Raw genomic sequence first — 20,581 nt, forward strand, 5'->3', positions numbered from 1 at the left:
TGATTTTATCTTGATTTAAAATACAATGTTTCATTTATAATGAAACGAGTAAACTCATATTGTTTCCAGCCAAAATAAATGTAGGTTCTGACATTAGTCAGAACCATCCTTCATTTTACATTATACATTATCAATTCTACATTATATTTTTATCTTCCTCTTACACTTTCAAGTACTCTTAAAATTTCCTGTGGGAATTTATTCGTTTGTGCCATTACAGCATTTCCAGCATCTATAAGCAAACTACCTTTTGCAAGTTGCATACTTTCTTCTGCAATATTCACATCCCTTATTGAACTTTCACAGCTAATATTTCTATCTCTAATTTCAATTAAATTATTATACATAGATTCAAACTTATTCTGTTTCGCTCCATATTTAGATCTTATAGCCAAAACTGTATCTAATGCTGTATCAACCTTAGATAAACAATCATCAATATTCGCAAGATCTATTAAACTATTTCCACCAGCATCCATCAGTCCCAAACCCTTAGATGAAGCATTATATACTTCTATCGACACCATTTCACCAACATTACCCCCTACAGTAACCTTAATTTCCTTAGGATTATCATTATCAGCAACAGTTTGATCTCCAATCAAATTTACTCCATTGAAATTATTTTTTTCCGCCATAGACTGAATCCCATTTAAAATTTCAGTAATTTCATTATCTATTACATCTTTATCATTGCCATTTAAAGCTCCACCACTTTGAACAACAAGCTGCCTCATTCTCTGAATACTTTCAGTTATAGAATTCATGGTACCCTCAGCAGTTTGTATCATAGAAACCGCATCTTGAGTATTTCTTGATGCCATCTCAAGAGACCTAATCTGCAATCTTAACCTTTCACTCTGTGCCAACTTATTAGGATTATCTTTTGCCTTATTAATTTTGCTCCCAGAAGATATTTTTTCCATACTTCCTGCCTGTATATCTAAAGCTCTAAGATAATTCCTGTATGCATTCATTGTAGCTAAATTCTTATTTAATCGCATGCTCTCACCTCACTAACTCAATTATCGTAATATTATTAAAAAACTTTATTCAAAAACATACTCTAAACCAATCCTTCGCTTATAATCAATTCCCTAATTTCTTCTTTTAAAATTGTTGGTTTATCATAAGAAGTATAACTTCCAACTTTCGCTCTTTCATATCCTGAATAAAAACTTTCATATTCTTCATCTGATGAAATAGTTGGCTTAACCATAAACATTTCACCTAAATCATAAGCCCCTTTAGATTCTTCTTTAGTCATAAGTTCTTCATACATTTTTTCCCCAGGCCTCAAACCTATTTCCTCTACTTCAACTACGTTATTACCTTGAAAAAACTTTTTACAAGTTTCCTCAATTATAACTTCTGCTAAAACCTTTAAATTAATTATTGGCATTTTTAAGATAAACACTTCTCCACCAATGGATTTTTCTGCAGCCTTCATAGTAAGCTTTACTGCCTCACTCATAGTCATCATAAATCTACTCATGGTTCCATTAGTTAGTGTTATTTTTTGTTGTTCCAATATCTGCTTTTTAAAAAGAGGTATTACTGAACCTCTCGATCCCATAACATTTCCAAATCTAACAGCAACAAACTTTGTTCTTGCTGTTCCTTTACTATGATTGGCAGCCTGAACAAGTTTCTCTGCTAAAAGTTTTGTAGCTCCATATGCATTAGTAGGATTTATAGCTTTATCTGAGCTAGTAAAAACAACCGATTCAATATCATTTTTTGTAGCCGCCTTAATAACGTTTTCCATTCCAATCACATTTGTTTTAACTGCTTCATGAGGATTGTACTCACAGGCAGGCACATGTTTCATAGCTGCCAAATTAAAAACTATCTCTATATCATGCATAGCTCTTTCAACTCTATCATAATCTCTTACATCACCAATTAGAAACCTTATTTTCCCTTTATACTTATCACTAATTTCTTTTTCCATAATAAATTGTTTATATTCATCTCTACTAAAAATTCTAATTACAGATGGATTCTGTTTTAGAATCTCTATTACCATCCTCTTACCAATAGTGCCTGTTCCACCAATAATAAGTACTTTCTTATTTTGAAAATGATTCATCAGTACCTACTCCTATTCCTTTGAATTTTTAATCCATTCTTCTGTTTCACTAATTCCTTCTTCAAGCGTATATTCTGGCATCCACCCCATCAAACTCTCTGCTTTTGAATAATCACATTTTAACTTCATAATTTCACTTTGAGGATGAATGTGTTCAACATGCTTAACCTCAACTCTATCCTGTGAAATTATTTGTGCTAACTCATTAATAGTAACATCTCTTCCTGTACCAGCATTTACTATTTCCCCATTTACTCTTTCATTGAAACCAGCCATAATAACAAATTTAGCGCAATCTTTAACATAAAGCAAATCTCTCGTTTGCTCTCCAGTACCGTAAATATTTAATTCTTTACTTTCTAATGCTCTTTTTATAAAAATAGCAATTACTCCACCTTCACCACTTGACTTTTGGAAAGGACCATATGTATTAAACGGTCTTATAACAACGGTAGGTAAACCATATGCATGATAATATGAAAGCACCATATTTTCTGCTGCAATTTTACTTCCGCCATAAGGTGAAACTGGTTTTGTTGGATGTAATTCATTAATCCCTTTACTTTCTGCTTTATCATAAACCATACATGTACTCATAAAAACCACTTTACATGGATGCTTTTCTTCTTCTGAATCTAACTCCCATTTATCTCCAACCATTTTTGCATTTTCACCAAACATTTGTATTTTTGTTCTTTCTAGAATATTAAATGTACCAACTGTATCGTTATAAAATGTTGTAGCAGGGTCATCTATGCTTTCTTGAACATTAATTGATGCTCCCAAATGATAAATAATATCAAATTTATTTTTTTTAAATAAATCTTCTAAAAGTTTTTGATCCTTAATATCCCCTTTAATAAATCTAAAGTTATCATTATCTTTAAACTCTTCAATGTTCAATAATCTACCATTTGATAAATTATCTAATGCTATTATATTATGATTTTCTTCTAAAAGTTTCTTTACTACCCATCTACCAATAAACCCAGCTCCACCAGTTACAAGTATATTCATTATATAAAACTCCCTTCACCTAACTTTATTCAAAGTTTTATCAGTTATAAATATTTTTATTTTTTATAGCAACTTATTACCTTTGTAACAGCTTTTATTACATCTTCTACGTCACATTCACTCATTCTCGGAAATAATGGTAATGTAATAATTCTTTCATACAACTTTTCAGTTTCCGGACATATTCCTTTCTTATATCCTAGTTTCTTGTAGTATGGATGATAATATACAGGAATATAGTGCACATTTACTCCAATATTTTCCGCCATAAGCGCTTCAAATATCTCTTTTCTAGAACATTTTAACTCTTCCAATTTCAACTTGATTACATAAATATGCCATCCAGAATTTGAAAACTCTTCTTCAAAAGGTATTGAAATTCCCTTAATTTTTTTAAAAGCCTCATTATAACGTCTAACAATCTCTCTTCTTCGTGATATAAAATCATCTAACTTTCTCATTTGACTTAAACCTAAAGCACATTGAATATCAGTTATTCTATAATTGTAGCCTAAATCAATCTGTTCATAGTACCAAGGACCCTCATTATTGTTTAAAAACCTTTCATCTCTAGTTATACCATGAGTTCTAAAAAGTGTGAGTTTTTCAAATAGTTCTTGAGAATCAGTTACTATAACTCCCCCTTCACCTGTTGTAATAGGCTTAACTGGATGAAAACTAAACTCAGTCATATGAGCAGTATTTCCTACTTTTTTTCCTTTATATTCACTCCCAAGTGCATGAGCTCCATCTTCAATAACAATTAGATTATATTTCTCTGCTATCTCCATTATCTTATCTATATCAACCGATTGGCCTGTAAAATCAACAGGAATTATAGCTTTAGTTTTTTCAGTTATCCTCTCTTCTATTTTACTTACATCAATATTATATGTATTTGGATCAATATCAACAAAGACAGGAGTTCCACCACAATACAAAACACAATTTGCTGATGCTGCAAAAGTCATCGGTGAAACTAAAACTTCATCTCCTTCGCTGATACCCGCAGCGTAACATGCTGCATGAAGAGCAGCAGTACCATTTGAAAATGCAACAGCGTATTTTGTTCCTACATAATCCGCAATACATTTCTCAAATGAGCTTACATTAGGTCCCGTTGTTAGAAAATCACCTTTTAATACTTCTATCACTGAGTTTATATCCTCATCATATATACTTTGTTTACCATAAGCCAAATACTTATCTCTTACTGGCTTACCTCCATATAAAGCTAATTTATCTATCATAAAAAAACTCCTCTGTTTTTTTGTTATCTTTTATTCATATTATTATCCACTTTGATATTTTTTTACTAATAAAAAATTACCATAATAAAACTAAAATAATTATGTAATTCATTTTAATTATACAATATTCTTATCGTCTAAACACCTAAAATCTTTAATACTTCAATTATATATTGCATAAAAGATACTTATGTAAAGTTAATTATAAATATCAATTTTATACAATAAACTAAATATAATATCTGGAATAAAACTTAAACTATTTGATAATTTAAATTATTAATAAAAACAAATTAGCAGAGTCTCCTCTGCTAATTTAGTTAAAAAATTACTTATTTTATTATTTATCGTAACAATGCTAATGCCATTTGATTGCTTTGATTTGCCTGTGACATCATAGCAATTTGACTTTCATATGTAATGTTTTCTCTCGCCATTTTCATAACTGCAAGTGCAATATCAATATCACTTATTTGAGAATCTGATGCAGTTAAATTTGAGATAGCATTATTTGTATTATTTATTGAATCTTCTAATCTATTTTGATGTGTTCCAAATTCCACTCTCTGAGAACTTACTTTTTCTACAGATTTTGAAATAGCTTCAATTGCATCCTGAGCATTTATCATGTTATCTATAGATAAATTCTCAATATTTAACCCAGTTAAGCTCATGTCAGCACCCTGTAAATTTATTATCTCATCACTATTTGCTCCTACTAGCAATGATGTATCCAAGCTTCCATCTAAAAGCTTCTTTCCATTAAAATGAGTGTTGTCTGCAATAGAACTTATCTCTTCTTTTAAACTACTAAACTCTTCATTCAACATAGCTCTATCTTCATCAGTCAGAATCCCATTAGATGCTTGTACAGCAAGTTCTTTCATTCTTCCCAAACTATGATGAACTGAATTTAATGCACCTTCAGCCGTTTGAATTATAGAAACGCCATCACTAGCATTTTTATTACCTTGAACCAACCCCCTAATCTGTCCATTCATCTGATTAGAAATAAACATACCCGCTACATCATTTGCAGCATTATTAATCCTTGAACCTGAAGATATCTGCTGAACTGAAGAATTATACGAAGATTGCGCTCTTGACATACTATTATAAACATTCATAACATTATTATTTTGCACAGAAATCGTCATATACTTCACCTCTTCCTTATTTTTATGCAAGTTTAATTAATATTAAAATCTAAATTTAACTTATATACTTAATATTTCGTATCAATCATCCAATTCTTAAGAAACAATTTAGGAATTATTTAGTTTTTAATCAACATAATCCCTAATTACCTGAAAATTATTCATATCTTATAATTCTATAATAAAAAAGAACTAGAAATCATGAATACATAATATTCCTAGTTCGTATTTGCATATTTTCTCCTAAAAAAATTCTTCATATTAAAACAAACATAACATACTTCAAATATCTTTATTAATTCAGGATATTGTTAATAACTCGGCATAATCTTTCTACACCTTTTCCATCAACAAAATTTTGACCTTTATCTGATATATGCTGTCTTAATTTTTTATCATTCGCTAGATATTCAATATTACTTAATAAGTAATCTGAACTTATCTCATTGTACCAACCTAAATTCTTAATCACGCCTTCATCATTTAACTTATTTGCTATTCCCTTTTGATTATTAGCTATTATTAGACCTAATGTAGGAACACCACATGAAGCTAACTCATATAAAGTACTTCCACATGCAGAAATAGCCATATCGCACTTTTGCATTATTTGATACATATTAGCATTATAATAAAGTTTAATCTTTTCACTTTCATAATCTTTTAAATTATTTCTTTCATCAAAAGATGGTCCTACAACTACATGAAAAATATAATCCAGGTCCTTGATAGAACTCAAAATATTTTCGGTAATATTAAATGGATCTGCTCCACCTACTGTAATTAAAATATCTTTAACATTTTCTTCAATCAACTTTTTTGGTGTATTTCTAAATTCCTCTCTAAGCATAACATAATTTGAACCCAGTAAAAGTTTAGCATAATCATTTACTTTATAATCAAAATCCACTGCATTGGTATTTTGATTAATCAATATATCTACATCAAAGTAATGTAGATTCATATCATCTATATATGCAGTTTTTTTAAACTTTTTTTTAGTTTCAATAAAATAATTTTCATCTACATCATAACTATCAGTAATTAATAAATCTGCGTGAATATTTTTTAAATCCTCAAGAACATTATCCTTATTGATGTATACTGCTTTAAATCCTTCTGTTTTAATTTTCTTTATACCATTTATGTATGTATCACTTAAAGAATTATCAGTTTTACATACATAGAAAACTTCATTGGTTTTAGCTAATTCTTTAGCTAAAACCAATGTTCTCATGATATGTCCCATCCCTATTTGCGAACCACCATCTGCTCTAATTGCGATTTTCATAATATCACCTTTATTAGTTAAAAATCAGCATTCCTTTTTATGAAATGCTAATTTTAAATATATTAAATTAAGCTTGTTAATCAATCAATTTCCAGTCCATAGGTGTACCTTTCTTTATATCACAAGAAGCTTTTTCACCTAATATTTGATTATAATACTTAGTATGCATCCCAAATCCTGGTCTGATAGATTTTAAATTTTCTTCAGTGAAAGTATCACCTTTTTTAATATCCTTCACAACAAATAATGAACGGGAATGTTCTCTACTTTTTCTCATTTTTTCTGTCAATTTGTATGAGACACACCCTAAAGCTTTTTCAACTTCTCTTACTGATTTCACCATATCTTTAAATTCATCCGGTTCTAGCGAGAATGCAGCATCAGGCCCACCATCTGCTCTAGACAAGGTAAAATGCTTTTCAATTATTTTCGCACCTAATGCTACAGATGCAATTGATACAGAAATTCCAAGTGTATGATCAGATAACCCAGAAACAACATTAAAAGTCTCTGATAAATTAGATAGTGTATTCAAGTTAATATCTTCTAATGGCGCTGGATATGCAGAAGTACACTTTAAAAGAGAAATTTGATTATTTCCCATTCTTCTACAAGCGTTAACAGCTTCTTCTATATCGCTTAATCTAGCTATTCCAGTTGATAAAATCATAGGCTTACCTTTAGAAGCCATATATTCTATTAATGGAATATCAGTAATTTCAAAGGATGCTACCTTATATGCAGGCACATTCATTTTTTCTAAAAAATCTACTGCTGTTTTATCAAAGGGTGATGAAAAACAAATCAACCCCTCTTCTTCAGCTATTCTCTTTAATTCAGGTTGCCATTCCCATGGTGTATATGCACCTTCATATAATTTATGCAAAGTTATTCCATCCCAGATAGTACCTTGATTTATTTGAAAATACTTGTTGTCACAATCAATAGTTATAGTGTCCGGAGTATATGTCTGAAGCTTTACAGCATCAGCCCCTGCATATTTAGCTGCCTTAATTATCTTTACTGCCTTATCAAAGTCCTGAAGATGATTTGCAGACATTTCTGCAATTATGAAGGTTGGGTTGTTACCACCTATTTTCTTATTTCCAATTTTTATTATATTACTCATATATTTATTCCCCTCTAAAATCACATTAACTTGTTTAATTTTATTATTATTATAATTTAAAATCATTATTTTAATTATCAAATAAAATATCTTTTATTCAATAACTATATATGATTGTAATGGGTTAAGTGGAGATCTCTTAATTGAATATTTATCTAACCCAAAAACTTCCTTTAATGCTAATGTTTCACCTGCGAAATCACGTACATTTAACTCATCAAATCCTATTACACTCCCCTTTGTTAAATGAGGTTTTATCATCTCTAAACATTTTTTAGTTGGTTCATAGATATCAAAATCAAAATACGCGAAAGCAATAATAGTTTGAGGATTATCCTCCAAATATTTTTTTAAAGTCTCTATAGCATCTCCCTTAACTAACTCATATTTTTTAATATGAGGAATGGGGCTTTCGCTCTCATGATATTTTAAAACTTTATCTAGGTATTCTTCATAGTTTTCTGAAACACCATAATCACCTACTGATAAATCCCCATCTTTTTCTGTTACAGAAGGAAATCCTGAAAATGTATCAAACCCAACTATCTTCCTATTATAATTGTAAGGTTCGTATATTCCTCTAAATGACTCAAATAAAGCTAAATTTTGTCCCCATCTAACTCCAAATTCTACAACAATACCGTGTACATTAATTATTTTTTTATAAAGATCATTCATAAAAAATACTCTAGATAACAGCTGTCTGTTCATAAATAAACCGAGATTTTGTAATAATTCATTATTAGGTATAGGCGTTTCATGAAACATCTGAAAAAACTCTTCTCTTTTTGAAAGTTCTTTTTTATTTGAGTTTCCCTTTACATTTATTCTATTCATTTTGCATCATCCTTTAAAATTTATTAAATAAGTTTATTTTTAAATATTATTTAATCCGATATTTTTAATTTTTTTATTTCTTTCTTTTGCCATATATAATTAGATTTCTCCCTAAACCAATTTTAGACAGACTATTGTATAATTTACGTCTTAAGTCATCTGGTATAGATTGTTCAAATAACTTTCTTTTTTCATGACATTCTTTACCTAAGTTCTTATTTAAAATATAATTATCTCCCATTAGTAAAAATAATTCCATAGGAAAATCAGAAGTAGTACACATAACTTCAAATCCATAGAATTCAAGTATCTTAATTAATGAATCATAATTAAAATAACTTATATGATCTGGTATACAAACCCACCACTTCTTCAAGTCTAATGTAGAAACAGCAGCTTCTTGAAGTTCATTAAAATCATTAGGCACTTGAATTCTAATAATCCCCTCTTCATTAAGAAGCTCTTTACACTTTTCAATCACCTTTAACGGTTCTAAAACATGTTCTAAAACATTACTCATATTAACACAGTCAAATTTTTTTTCTTTTTCATTTTTAATAAATTCTTCAATATTGCAATTATAAACTTTTAATTCATTATCTTTACTCTTTTCAAAAGCATCAATTGAAGGTTCAATTCCTACAGCCTTAAACCCATATTCCTGCATAAACTTAAGTAACTCTCCTGTTCCACACCCAATATCTATTACACTAATTCCATCATTCCCCTTCTGAGCAAACTTCTGAATATTATAACAGATATCCTTAAAGTATGTACTATTTAGCCATTGAATTTCATTTTCTTTCTGATTATTATCTATAAGCCTTTGCAGTCTAGCATCACGAGTTGATTCTTTTCTAGATATTTCTTTATAATATTTTTCTTTATAAAATTCTGCCATAAATTCTTCATCAGGAATTGGATCTAAATGATAATAACCAAACTTTTCATTTTTAACTATTTTAAATTCTTCCACTTCAATCCCTCCTTTACTTTTGATTAATTTTACAATTTATCTTAACCATATCAGTATTGTTGTCTAAAAACTTAATGACATCTTTTGATGATATATATTCATCTTGGAAGTATTTAAATATTTCATTGATTAACTTAAAATCTTCATCTGTATCTACACATAACCTATATGGCTTATTATAAATAGCTTCTCCTTTAACATGCCCGACTTTAAATTCCTCTGGATGTTTATACATGTAAAGAGTGACATGTTCTTTAAACTCATCTTTATTCACCTTTTCATAAACACGATTCAATGCTTCTTTAGAAAACACTTCTACGTCAAACCCCCTAACGAAAGTTTCAGGAACATCAAGTCTCACATAGTCATAGTTATACATTAGGAAATTACTCACTACATTATCCACTATTATAGGATCAATAAGAGGACAATCACCAGTTATTCTTATAATTATCTCAGCTTCATACGCGTCAGCCGCCCTCTTATATCTCTTCAAAACATTTGTCTCATCACCAGTAAAACACTCATAACCAGAACTTCTAACAATATTTATCAATGGATATTCTTTGGGTAAGTCAGTAGTCGCTAAAACCAGTTTATCAATATATCTACTTTTACTTAATCTATCCAATGTATATAAAATCATAGGTTTACCTAAAATTGGTTTTACGACTTTACCAGGAAGTCTTTCAGACCCCATTCTAGCTTGAACTACACACAATATCTTCATAATATCACTCCAAAATAGTTTTAAATTATTCTTTTAAATACATCTTCTAACTTATCTAGGCTTGTAATCTCAAAATCCGCCTCATATTCTTCTGTTAATTTTAACTGCATATAATCACCTTGTGGTCTAATAATCCTAATTGTATTAATATTAATTTTTCTAGCTCCAATAAAGTCCTTATTTGGATTATCCCCTATATAAACTGCTTCTTCTGGTTTACAGTTTAAACTTTTTATCATTTCCAAAAAAACATGTTCATTTGGTTTCCAAAATTCCTCTCCTAAATCATCCGTTACCCTAATATTATCAAAATATTTTTCTAAATCTAAACTTCTAATTTTATTCCACTGAACCTTAGCCAAACCATCTGTAATAAGCCCTAATTTATACTTACCCTTAAATTTCTTTAAAATATATTGAGCATCTTCATAAAGCTCTAATTTAGGCTTTACATTTCTATAAACTTCAACTAAAGTAAGAATATCTTCATTGATATCATATTTGTTACATATAATATTAAAAATCTTACCTCTTCCACTTTTTTTTAATATATTCATCATATTCACATATATTTCTTCATAATCCAACATATATTTTTCAGCCAAGTACTCACCTACAGCTTTAAAACCTTCATAAACAAAATACTTTTCATTATATAATGTATCATCTAAATCAAAAATTACTCCCTTTATCATATAAATACCGCCTCATCATATCTCAGCATAGTTATCTCTTCAAACTCTACAACACTTTGCTTAATCTCTTTTTTATTAATCATCATATTTAAATACTTCCCGTAATTCACTCCCGCTTCAAAAGTTAAAGGAACTCCACCACCAAATCTTGGATTTATCTCGATAAATTTCATCTCCCCTTCTTCATTTACTATACATTGTAATGTTAAAGGTCCTATACCCCCAAGTAATTCACATAATTCTTTAACTTTATCTATAATCATTTTATTTTTTACAGTCTTACTTTTAGTTACTTCACCACTTCTAACTTCAATTCTTTCTCTAGGTACAATAGATATAATATTCCCTTTGAAATCACATAATACATCAATTGTATACTCCTTACCCTGAATAAACTCCTGAATTATAGGGTTATTAACATAATTTTTAAAAAACATTAATTCCTCTATGTTATTAATTTTAAATACATTTTTGCTTCCCATTCCATCACGTGGTTTTATAATAAGAGGATATTTTATTCTATTACGCTCCTCAGAAATCAATATTCTTTCTATTTGTTCTTTTAAATATGAGCATGGAGTATCAATTTTGTTTTTTCTAAAGAATTCATAGGTTTTCCATTTATCATTACAAATATTCAAAACTGCTTCACTGCTCAACATAAGTTTTATACCTATGTCTTCAAATTTTTTCCTATTACGAGAAAGTAATAAAAACTCTTTTTCATAAAGAGGTATTATTATATCAATCTTTTCTCCTTTACATATTTTAATTAACTGTTCTATATATCCTTTTTCATAATATTTATCTACTTTGTAAAATTTATCAACAAAGTTCATTGCAGGAACTAATTCACTGCAATCAATTCCTACAACAAAAGATGTTTCTTTTAGATATTTAACTAATTGTATTCTCTTTCCAATAGCTGTAAGTAATAAATTCATATCAATACTCCTTAACAAGTATATTTATTTATATAATCGAATCTTGTTTAATATAATTTATAGTATATGTTAATTTTCTTAAAAAAAATAACAACCCCTCTCAAATTACGGCCGTTTTTTGCAATACTTCAAAGTTTTTAAAATCATATTTAATATCATTTTAATTAAGATTTTAAGTAATTTTTTTTGCTAGATTAAATATTAAATATATATAAATTCTTCTATAGCAATTATTTTCACTTTAAAAATCAAAATAATTATATTAAATATACTCTATTTAACTAAAAATTATCAATCACTAACTTATCCAAAATAAATAACATACTTTCATTATGATTAAAATCATAATGAAAGCATGTTAATATTTAATATATTTAATTAGATTTACACTTCATTCATATGTTTCTTAAATTAGCATTTAACTCAAACTACACATTTTTTTGATGTACTCTTTTATTAATATTATACAACTCAGGTTCACTATTAAATAAGCTAATTACATTATTATTATCAATAATACATCCTTGTACATATAACCTATTATATAAAATCTTAATTAACTCAAAATCTTTTTCCTGGTCAACACATAATCTCATATCAAATTTTTTTAGTTTATCAGGTATTGGATACAATCCAACATTGAATATTTCAGGATTCCTGTACATATATAAATTTACATGTTCTCTATAAGCCTTTTCATCAGAAAGTTCATGTGCTTTAGCCAAAGCCTCATAAGAAAATATTTCTGTATCTAATCCCCTTATAAGTCCGACTCCAATTTTGGACTAACATAATCATAATTATTATCCTTAAAAAAGTCTATCACATCATTTTCCGACCCTCTATAGCATATTATTTTGTTTTTTCTACTAATTCAGCTATCCTATCATCTTTTTATAGGTTTGTTGTTGCTACAACTATTTCATTCAAATTATTGCATTTTTTTAATCTATCTATTAAATGTTGCAACATTGGCTTTATATGTTAAATCTAATAAATCTGTCACAATATTTTTTTGTTCTTTATATTCTTTACTTAGTATTTCAATAAGACTTAATGCCTCATTTCTGTCTCTTACTCTATACGTTTTTGCATTTTCAACAGAGAACTTGTTCGATAACTCAACAGATGTTTCATATAAAATTATCAATTCTTCCCTGCTAATTTTTACGATTTCTTTAGCGATTGTACTACATCTACTTAAGTTTCCTATTCCTATTTTTTTATTACCAGCTGAATGAATTAAAATCATCTTAAATACTCCCATTTTAAAACAGTATTTAATGATAAATCCCTATTCACTATCATGCCGATAGCTTTTTCTTTATCGTATGGTTCTATCCTCCATCCAATAGTATTGAAATTACTTTGTCTGCTTCACTAAGAGTACACTTACCTAATGACAACATAACAGGTTTATTTGTTTTAGGAAGTTCTTTATGCATATCCAAATAATTTACATCCGATGCAGCAACTTTTATGCATGGAACATCCAAGTTTTCTAAAAACCTCAACCCTCGAATACTAAATGGGGTTGAAAAAGGAATTATCCCCAAACTTTTTGCATAATCAAATAACTCTTTATGAGCCTCTCTTGGCAGTGCAATTCTATCAAACATTTCTCCAATGGGTTCAGATTTTTGATACCCTTCACTTCCCCAAGTGATTATCATTCTTTATCTGCTAATAACTCTTCAGCACTATATGTTTGAAATTTCACCACATCTACACCACATTGAGCTGCTGACTTAATCATTTCTCTTGTAACTCTATATCACCATTATGATTTGCACCTATTTCCTCAACAATAAAAGCAGGCTTATATCCACCAATTTCTTTATCTAAAATATTAAGTCTAATCATTTTACTTTTCCTTTCTAACTGAAAATATCCACCAAGTATGTTTTTCAGACAAATTATTCTTCCATAAATCAGATCTTTCTTTGCTCTCAATAGAAAAACCAGCTTTATTTAGTAGTTCCTCTGCTTCTTGTGAAGTTAAAAAAGTATAGGAAATATCTTTATATGCCCCTGTTAATTTATCAAGAATATATGTATTATCGTCAATCTTTTTTCCTTTTCCATATAGATGATCATCTTTAGTCCTGAAATTATTAATCATCTTACCTCCTTTCTTCATCATTGAATTCACTAGCTTTAAATCTTCTAACATTTCATCTATTTTTCTATAAAAAATTGTTCCATAACAGATAATTACATCAAAAAATTCATTTTCATATGGTTTATCTCTTAAATCAGCTTTCTTTAAACCTTTTAATCTTTCATTATTTCCCAAAATATTACTTGCTATTTCAACGCAATCCTCACTATAATCAAATCCATATGTATCAAACTCATAATCCATTAATAGTTTAAAATGCCTTCCAGATCCAAACCCAATATCTACTGTTCTTTTATCTCTATTTTCATTAAAGTTAGGATAATTTCTTGCAAGAAACGCTACAACTCTCTCATTTGGATATAGCATCTGATGTCTTTTAATTTCTTTTGAACATCCCATTTCATTTTGGTTATCAATTTTCTTTTTTTCTTCAACAATACTCATTTCTCTCCTCCTAAAGTACCTTTAATTCTCATATAACTTCTAACATATCCAATACATTATTGACCTCATTCATAGCTTGTTGTATCACCTGTAGCTACAACAAGCCCTCTACTGTATACATCGTTTCCACAGGTTACTTCTTTTAATACATCTCTACATTTAATATTACATTCATATTTAACAATATTCTTTCTGGAAGTTATTACATCTTTGTCTGGAATATTTAATACTTCCCCATTAGCTATATCTAAAAATCTTAAATACATATATCTCTTAAATTCAGGTTTAAAGTTAATTTTCTCACCTAATTGCATTTTAATTCCATTCTGCAAAAATTAATTCCTGTTGAATACGGAGTCATAAAACTAGACCTCATTAGCCCTGAAGGTCTTCCTGAAATCTCTATTGGGATAATTGCATTATCATAAGTATTATTAATTATCAAATCTACATGAATTACACAATTATTAAGTTTTAAAATTTCACACCATATATTGACTTCTTGTTCTATTAATTTAAATATATTGTTATCTATTCTTGCAGGTGAAATATAACCAACCTCTTGTCTATATGGTAATGAAGTCAGTAACTTTTCTCTGACCAATGTTAAAACGAACTTACCATTAATAACTTGTTCTTGATTTTTAATATCAACTAATTACCCAATTTCCGCCACACTAAAACCTTCTGAGTTTTCATTACCATCTATTGCATTGACTTTTAGACCCAACCTTTGGACTTCAATAATACTTTGAATTTGTTCTTTTCCAGCTCCAACTGAAAGTACATTAATCATAATTCTTTTCTCCTCTTTTATGTACTAAATATATAGACCATTTAATATATCATGTGTTTTTAAGAAATATTTACATATAAATAAATAATATATAAATATTTTTAAACTATAACTACTTTAACATAATTTTTAAATAAATTAAATTTTGATTATATTTCAATATTTTTATATAATTCAAATAAATTTTAATTTTTTTAATATTCTTCGTTAAGTAAAAACTTCATTAGTTCTAATTTAAAATATGTTTAAATTATTTATTACATATAATTATTTTCAAAAAATAAAAAAAATGCTATATCCATATATAGCATTTACACATTGGTGAAACTATTTAATTTTTATATATTATAATAATTAACCACTTCCATAGCCTCTAACATAATTGCATCAGCTGACTTTCCTGCAAGTAAATCATTTTTTAAAACACTTGTATGTGAGAATGTTTTTTCTGAAAGATAAATACTAACAAGTAATCTATCTTTACTAAAATCATCATTAATATTCATACTCAATAATATATATATATATTGAATTACCATCCAATAATAATTTTTTAAAAGCTTATCACTATATGCAAAGTCCTTTCTAAATATTCTCATAACAAATAAGTTTTCTAATATATACTCATATTTAAAATTATTATTCCTGAAAGAATCTATTTCGATTTTATCCATGTTATTATTAAATTTCTCAAAAAATAATTTAGTTAAGAAACTTACAGATTTTAGAGATAATTGAGACTCACCTAATTTATTTATAAGTTCAATTAAATTTAATTTACTAGAATTTATTTCTTTAAAACAGTCAATATTTTTTCCAATTATACTTCCATATTCACTAATAATCTGCAAATGCTCATCATCCTCAGCATTATATAAAGAAAGAATTAGACTCCCCATTAATAATAATCTATCTTTTAATGACTGATTTCTTTGCTGCATTATATCTATCATCATTTCTTCAATTAGATAATAATACTTGAGCATTTTATTTTCCATCACTTTATTTACTGCATTTGAATTATCTAGGGCTTCATAATTATAACAAATAGGATTTACATCAAATTCAATAGGTTTATCATTATCTAATAATTTTAAAGCTTCTCTGCAACTGAAATACATTGATTGTTCTACCCCTCTTGTTGTAGAAATAAAAATTCTTGGATACTGTTTACAAACATCACTAATAAAATTGATACCTTTTTCTTTTTGCAAACCACATAAATTATCCGAATCTAAGAATGAACATTTCCCATCATCTAACATCTTAATTGTTCCACTTGTTAATTTTCCTTTACTATATTCGAATTTAATCTTATCTTCTATTTCAGATTTTTTTAATTCTTTCTTAATTTTATTGCATGTAATTTTATCTATTTCTATCTTCCATCCTGTACAACATTCACCACACATAGCACATTTAAAACTTAAAATATTATTAGGTATTACAACATTATATTCCATATTTTCACCCTCTTTCAGTTAATAATATTTTCTCTAAAATAGGTATCATTTCAAATTCTAATAGATCAGCAAATAATACATAATCCGAATTATTTAAAGAACTGTAACTTTTTTTTATAAATTCATTCATTTCTATAATATGCTCATCTCTTATAGCACCAAAATTCATAATTTTGGTGATAACATCAGTAAATGATTCCATAGCAACCTGAATATCGTTTTTGTAAATACAATCTATAGATTCATAAATTATTTTTATTAAATCAGCTTTATAAATATTAGCACCATTTAACTTATTGCTACTTTCAAGACTCATAATTTCACTCCTAATAAATAGATTAATAATTAATAGAATTATTCATTGTTTGTAACAATTGCTCATAAAATACATATTCTTTTTGTAATCCTTCTAATAATAATCTATATTTACTTCTTAAATCCTTTATACTCTCTAGTTCCTTGTGAATACCATTCTTAATAGCTAACGAATAGGCCGCTGTGCTAAATTTCATTGCTTCCTTATGCAGTTGATTTTCTTCTATATATTCTGTTAACTCAGTTACTTCCTTAACACACTCTTGAATTTGCACAAAAGATAAATCATCAAAACCATTTAGAATATCTGTTACTTTATTCACTCTCTCTATACTTTCTTTTTCAATACCCTTTATTAATTTTTTAATAGTCTCAATGAAATCTATTGTTTTTTTACTCATCTCATTAGAAGTTTTTTCGTTATTCCTTATATAAAGATTATCTATATATTCATTAACATCAAAATTAATCATTTCTAATTCATTCATAACTTCAATGAATTCTTTATTCTTAACATTATTTATACCTAATCCACCTTCAGTACAGTTAACTATTCTATCTTGAAGTTGATTAACTCTTACATACATATCAAAAAACTCTTTGATACCAATGAAAGAGTTTAGCGTATATACATCATTTCCATATATATCTGTAGCTAAAACTTTCTTTCTCTTTTCATCTTCTAAACTCAAATTATGATCTGGTCCTTGCGCATATAATTTTTTATTGGTGTAGGCCATATCTTGACCAATTAATACTATTGGATAGCACCCAAATTTTTCAGCAATATCAACAGCTATATTAACACATGATGGACCTAATTCAATTCTACTGGAGTCAGAACCAACAAACTTCTCAAAATAGTCTATTACTGAATAATTATTTCCTCTGAACCACATTTTTCTGCCCTTATATTTTTTAACAGCTTCATGATGTACAGTTGATAGAAACAATAAAATTGTTTTCATATTTCTAATATTTTCAATAATCTTCGCTTCTGTAATTCCTCCATCCACAGCCACTTCAAAATGAGGTGTTATTCCATTTTTCTCTAGAATATTAATTGAAGAACCAGCAGCAAAAATTATAGCTTTATTATTAAGTTTTTTCAAAGTTTCTAATTGCTTATCAAGAGAAGGTCCTGCTCCTACAATTATTGCTGGAATATTTTCGAATTCACCTAGAAAACTTTCTAATGGTAAAGAATCTATATTAAATGACTTTATATTTTGAAACTGATTAAACATCCATTCCTCAGAAAAATATAATTCAGTGGCTATATTCATTCCAAATAATTGTACCATCTGAACAATAGCAGTATATACTTCTTCTAACCATTCCTTATAAAGCTGCTGATAAGACATAAGAGTACAGATTTCTAAAGATTTTATACCCTTTCTTTTCATTATATGGAATATGTTTTGTGATATCTCGTCTGGATCATCTGATATAATTAAAATTACTCTTAAATCCTTCAAACACTGTGCAACATCTACATTCTCTAAAGCTGCTATAAAAATATCTATATTTTTTTCAACAATAATAAATGTCTTATTCTCGCGAGGCATAATCTCAAGTAATTTCTTAATATGATAAAAAAATCCAGCACCGAATATAATGTATGTGTCCTTTTCCTTATCAATATTAGAAATCCACCTATTTGCTTCATTTTCTACTGAAAAAGAACTATGCAGAAAAACTTCTTTGTCATCTTTTTTAATTTGTAAATTGATAGAATGATCTTTTGATACTACTAATTCAAAATTGTGATTATTAATCCCATTTTTTTTCATTACAATATTATAATACTCTTCATATTCTTGTTTTAATATGTTCATATTCATGTCAAACATAAGAATATCTTCCTTTCTATCTTATATAGCACAAATAGCCAGCTTAAAGCTGACTATTTGAATGATTATTATTAATTTATTATCTTAATAATTGTAATACACCTTGTGGTGATTGATTAGCTTGAGCTAACATAGATTGAGCTGCTTGTTGAAGGATGTTGTTCTTACTGAAGTTCATCATTTCCTTAGCCATATCTACGTCTCTAACTCTTGACTCTGCCGCTTGGATATTTTCAGAAGCATTATCAAGATTCTTGATTGTGTGCTCTAATCTATTCTGCCAAGAACCAAGGCTTGATCTCTCAGTAGAAATTGTTTTGATAGCAGTATCAAATTTTGCAATTGCACTAGCAGCATTTCCAGAACTTGCAAAAGTGAAACCATTTAATGAAAGCTTTGCAGAACTCATAGTGTTGACTTTAATTTGTAAAGTTGTACCTTTATCAGCACCAATTTGGAATGTACCAACTGCATTTGTTAAAGTTCCATCTAATAATTTCTTTTCATTGAAAGTAGTGCTATCTTTTATTCTGTCTACCTCTTTAATTAATTCATCAACTTCAGTTTTTATTGCTTTTCTGTCATCAGTAACATTAGTATCGTTCGCAGCTTGTACAGCTAGTTCTCTCATTCTTTGAACGATTTCTTGTGTTTCTTGAAGAGCACCTTCAGCAGTTTGAATAAGAGAGATACCATCTTGAGCATTTCTTGAAGCTTGATTTAAACCTCTTACTTGAGCTCTCATTTTTTCTGAGATAGAAAGACCTGCAGCATCGTCTCCAGCACGGTTAATTCTCATACCTGAAGATAATTTTTCCATTGACTTTCCAGCATTTCCAATGTTAACTCCCATTTGTCTGTGAGCATTCATTGCATTAAGATTGTGATTAATAATCATAATAAATTCCTCCTTGATTTTTCCTTTGGCATCCTTGCCTAATATTTAATATATATTTAAAAGCATTCGCTTTTAAAATCTTTTAATATCTACTAATTATACTTTCGTTTATTTTATTAAATCCTTTATACTTTTTAATAAAGTTTTCTTAATTTTTTATCTTTAATACTTCCTATTTTTATTATCGTAAGATTTATATCTAGCTTTATACTTTTATTATAAAAAAATTAAATTTCTTTACTTAAATAAACAGCTCTTGAATTCAAGTTATTATATCCAGCAGTAGCTTTTTTTTGTCTTCTTATTTTGATTAAGTTACTTTTAATTTCATTTTTTTTAGTTTCAAATTTGGATTTCATCACTTGATCTAGTTTAACCAAATTATACTTTACATATAAATCCTTTACTTCATTTTTCCCATTATCTTCTAAAATCATTTGATCTATTACTACTTGCCTTTTTTCAAACAACAGATCTAACTTCTCAAAATCATCTTTTTCTAATAAAACAATAATATCATTAGAAATTTGCTTATACTCAATAATCAATTTTTCTAAATCCATAAAATCATC

25 protein-coding genes are annotated in these 20,581 nt (G+C 28.0%); all 25 read right to left on the minus strand.

What is annotated here, in order from left to right; genetic code table 11:
• Nucleotides 1-149: 149 nt before the first annotated feature.
• Nucleotides 150-1,004: a flagellin N-terminal helical domain-containing protein gene (locus OW730_RS17325; protein ID WP_271225306.1), complete on the minus strand. Its 855-nt coding sequence runs from the start codon at nt 1,002-1,004 to the stop codon at nt 150-152.
• A 62-nt stretch (nt 1,005-1,066) separates the two neighbouring features.
• A complete protein-coding gene (locus tag OW730_RS17330; protein WP_271225307.1) occupies nt 1,067-2,092 on the minus strand; it encodes an SDR family NAD(P)-dependent oxidoreductase in 1,026 nt (341 codons plus the stop codon).
• A gap of 12 nt (nt 2,093-2,104) precedes the next feature.
• A complete protein-coding gene (locus OW730_RS17335) occupies nt 2,105-3,109 on the minus strand; it encodes a dTDP-glucose 4,6-dehydratase (RefSeq protein WP_271225308.1) in 1,005 nt (334 codons plus the stop codon).
• A 56-nt stretch (nt 3,110-3,165) separates the two neighbouring features.
• Entirely contained in the window at nt 3,166-4,359 is a 1,194-nt protein-coding gene (gene pseC / locus OW730_RS17340; protein WP_271225309.1) for a UDP-4-amino-4,6-dideoxy-N-acetyl-beta-L-altrosamine transaminase, read from the minus strand.
• A 344-nt stretch (nt 4,360-4,703) separates the two neighbouring features.
• On the minus strand, nt 4,704-5,516 hold the full coding sequence (locus tag OW730_RS17345) for a flagellin N-terminal helical domain-containing protein (protein WP_271225310.1): 813 nt from the start codon (nt 5,514-5,516) through the stop codon (nt 4,704-4,706).
• Nucleotides 5,517-5,811: 295 nt separating this feature from the next.
• Nucleotides 5,812-6,807 carry a UDP-2,4-diacetamido-2,4,6-trideoxy-beta-L-altropyranose hydrolase gene (pseG, locus tag OW730_RS17350; protein WP_271225311.1) on the minus strand — a complete coding sequence of 332 codons (996 nt, stop codon included), beginning with the start codon at nt 6,805-6,807 and terminating at the stop codon, nt 5,812-5,814.
• A 76-nt stretch (nt 6,808-6,883) separates the two neighbouring features.
• On the minus strand, nt 6,884-7,936 hold the full coding sequence (pseI, locus tag OW730_RS17355; protein WP_271225312.1) for a pseudaminic acid synthase: 1,053 nt from the start codon (nt 7,934-7,936) through the stop codon (nt 6,884-6,886).
• Nucleotides 7,937-8,029: 93 nt separating this feature from the next.
• Complete coding sequence (locus tag OW730_RS17360) at nt 8,030-8,773, minus strand: TylF/MycF/NovP-related O-methyltransferase (RefSeq protein WP_271225313.1); 744 nt, start codon at nt 8,771-8,773, stop codon at nt 8,030-8,032.
• A gap of 73 nt (nt 8,774-8,846) precedes the next feature.
• On the minus strand, nt 8,847-9,749 hold the full coding sequence (locus tag OW730_RS17365) for a class I SAM-dependent methyltransferase (protein ID WP_271225314.1): 903 nt from the start codon (nt 9,747-9,749) through the stop codon (nt 8,847-8,849).
• Nucleotides 9,750-9,762: 13 nt separating this feature from the next.
• On the minus strand, nt 9,763-10,479 hold the full coding sequence (locus tag OW730_RS17370) for a glycosyltransferase family protein (RefSeq protein WP_271225315.1): 717 nt from the start codon (nt 10,477-10,479) through the stop codon (nt 9,763-9,765).
• 20 nt (nt 10,480-10,499) lie between these two features.
• Complete coding sequence (locus OW730_RS17375; protein ID WP_271225316.1) at nt 10,500-11,174, minus strand: HAD family hydrolase; 675 nt, start codon at nt 11,172-11,174, stop codon at nt 10,500-10,502.
• Nucleotides 11,171-12,118, minus strand: a complete 948-nt coding sequence (locus tag OW730_RS17380) for an ATP-grasp domain-containing protein (RefSeq protein ID WP_271225317.1) — start codon at nt 12,116-12,118, stop codon at nt 11,171-11,173. The genes OW730_RS17375 and OW730_RS17380 overlap by 4 nt, the downstream gene beginning before the upstream one ends.
• A gap of 428 nt (nt 12,119-12,546) precedes the next feature.
• Nucleotides 12,547-12,843 (minus strand): hypothetical protein, encoded by a 297-nt coding sequence (locus OW730_RS17385; RefSeq protein WP_271225318.1) that lies wholly within the window; start codon nt 12,841-12,843, stop codon nt 12,547-12,549.
• Nucleotides 12,844-13,067: 224 nt separating this feature from the next.
• Complete coding sequence (locus tag OW730_RS17390; protein WP_271225319.1) at nt 13,068-13,370, minus strand: hypothetical protein; 303 nt, start codon at nt 13,368-13,370, stop codon at nt 13,068-13,070.
• An 85-nt stretch (nt 13,371-13,455) separates the two neighbouring features.
• Complete coding sequence (locus OW730_RS17395; protein ID WP_271225320.1) at nt 13,456-13,791, minus strand: N-acetylneuraminate synthase family protein; 336 nt, start codon at nt 13,789-13,791, stop codon at nt 13,456-13,458.
• Complete coding sequence (locus OW730_RS26950; RefSeq protein WP_442945446.1) at nt 13,788-13,874, minus strand: N-acetylneuraminate synthase family protein; 87 nt, start codon at nt 13,872-13,874, stop codon at nt 13,788-13,790. Before OW730_RS26950 ends, OW730_RS17395 begins: the two co-directional genes overlap by 4 nt.
• A 108-nt stretch (nt 13,875-13,982) precedes the next feature.
• Nucleotides 13,983-14,684 carry a class I SAM-dependent methyltransferase gene (locus OW730_RS17400; protein WP_271225321.1) on the minus strand — a complete coding sequence of 234 codons (702 nt, stop codon included), beginning with the start codon at nt 14,682-14,684 and terminating at the stop codon, nt 13,983-13,985.
• Between the two features lie 65 nt (nt 14,685-14,749).
• Nucleotides 14,750-14,950, minus strand: a complete 201-nt coding sequence (locus tag OW730_RS17405; RefSeq protein WP_271225322.1) for a hypothetical protein — start codon at nt 14,948-14,950, stop codon at nt 14,750-14,752.
• A gap of 38 nt (nt 14,951-14,988) precedes the next feature.
• The gene (locus tag OW730_RS17410; RefSeq protein ID WP_333781287.1) at nt 14,989-15,333 is read right to left on the minus strand and encodes an ATP-grasp domain-containing protein; all 345 of its coding nucleotides are present in this window, start codon (nt 15,331-15,333) and stop codon (nt 14,989-14,991) included.
• 9 nt (nt 15,334-15,342) lie between these two features.
• Nucleotides 15,343-15,480: a hypothetical protein gene (locus OW730_RS17415; RefSeq protein WP_271225323.1), complete on the minus strand. Its 138-nt coding sequence runs from the start codon at nt 15,478-15,480 to the stop codon at nt 15,343-15,345.
• A 338-nt stretch (nt 15,481-15,818) separates the two neighbouring features.
• Nucleotides 15,819-16,943 carry a flagellin lysine-N-methylase gene (fliB, locus tag OW730_RS17420; RefSeq protein WP_271225324.1) on the minus strand — a complete coding sequence of 375 codons (1,125 nt, stop codon included), beginning with the start codon at nt 16,941-16,943 and terminating at the stop codon, nt 15,819-15,821.
• Nucleotides 16,944-16,947: 4 nt separating this feature from the next.
• Complete coding sequence (locus tag OW730_RS17425; protein ID WP_271225325.1) at nt 16,948-17,259, minus strand: hypothetical protein; 312 nt, start codon at nt 17,257-17,259, stop codon at nt 16,948-16,950.
• Between the two features lie 22 nt (nt 17,260-17,281).
• Complete coding sequence (locus tag OW730_RS17430; RefSeq protein ID WP_271225326.1) at nt 17,282-19,096, minus strand: motility associated factor glycosyltransferase family protein; 1,815 nt, start codon at nt 19,094-19,096, stop codon at nt 17,282-17,284.
• Between the two features lie 94 nt (nt 19,097-19,190).
• Complete coding sequence (locus tag OW730_RS17435) at nt 19,191-20,009, minus strand: flagellin N-terminal helical domain-containing protein (RefSeq protein ID WP_271225327.1); 819 nt, start codon at nt 20,007-20,009, stop codon at nt 19,191-19,193.
• Nucleotides 20,010-20,236: 227 nt separating this feature from the next.
• The gene (locus tag OW730_RS17440; RefSeq protein ID WP_271225328.1) at nt 20,237-20,572 is read right to left on the minus strand and encodes a hypothetical protein; all 336 of its coding nucleotides are present in this window, start codon (nt 20,570-20,572) and stop codon (nt 20,237-20,239) included.
• Nucleotides 20,573-20,581 lie beyond the last annotated feature (9 nt).

This window comes from Oceanirhabdus sp. W0125-5 (assembly GCF_027938815.1).
Lineage (GTDB): Bacteria > Bacillota > Clostridia > Clostridiales > Clostridiaceae > Oceanirhabdus.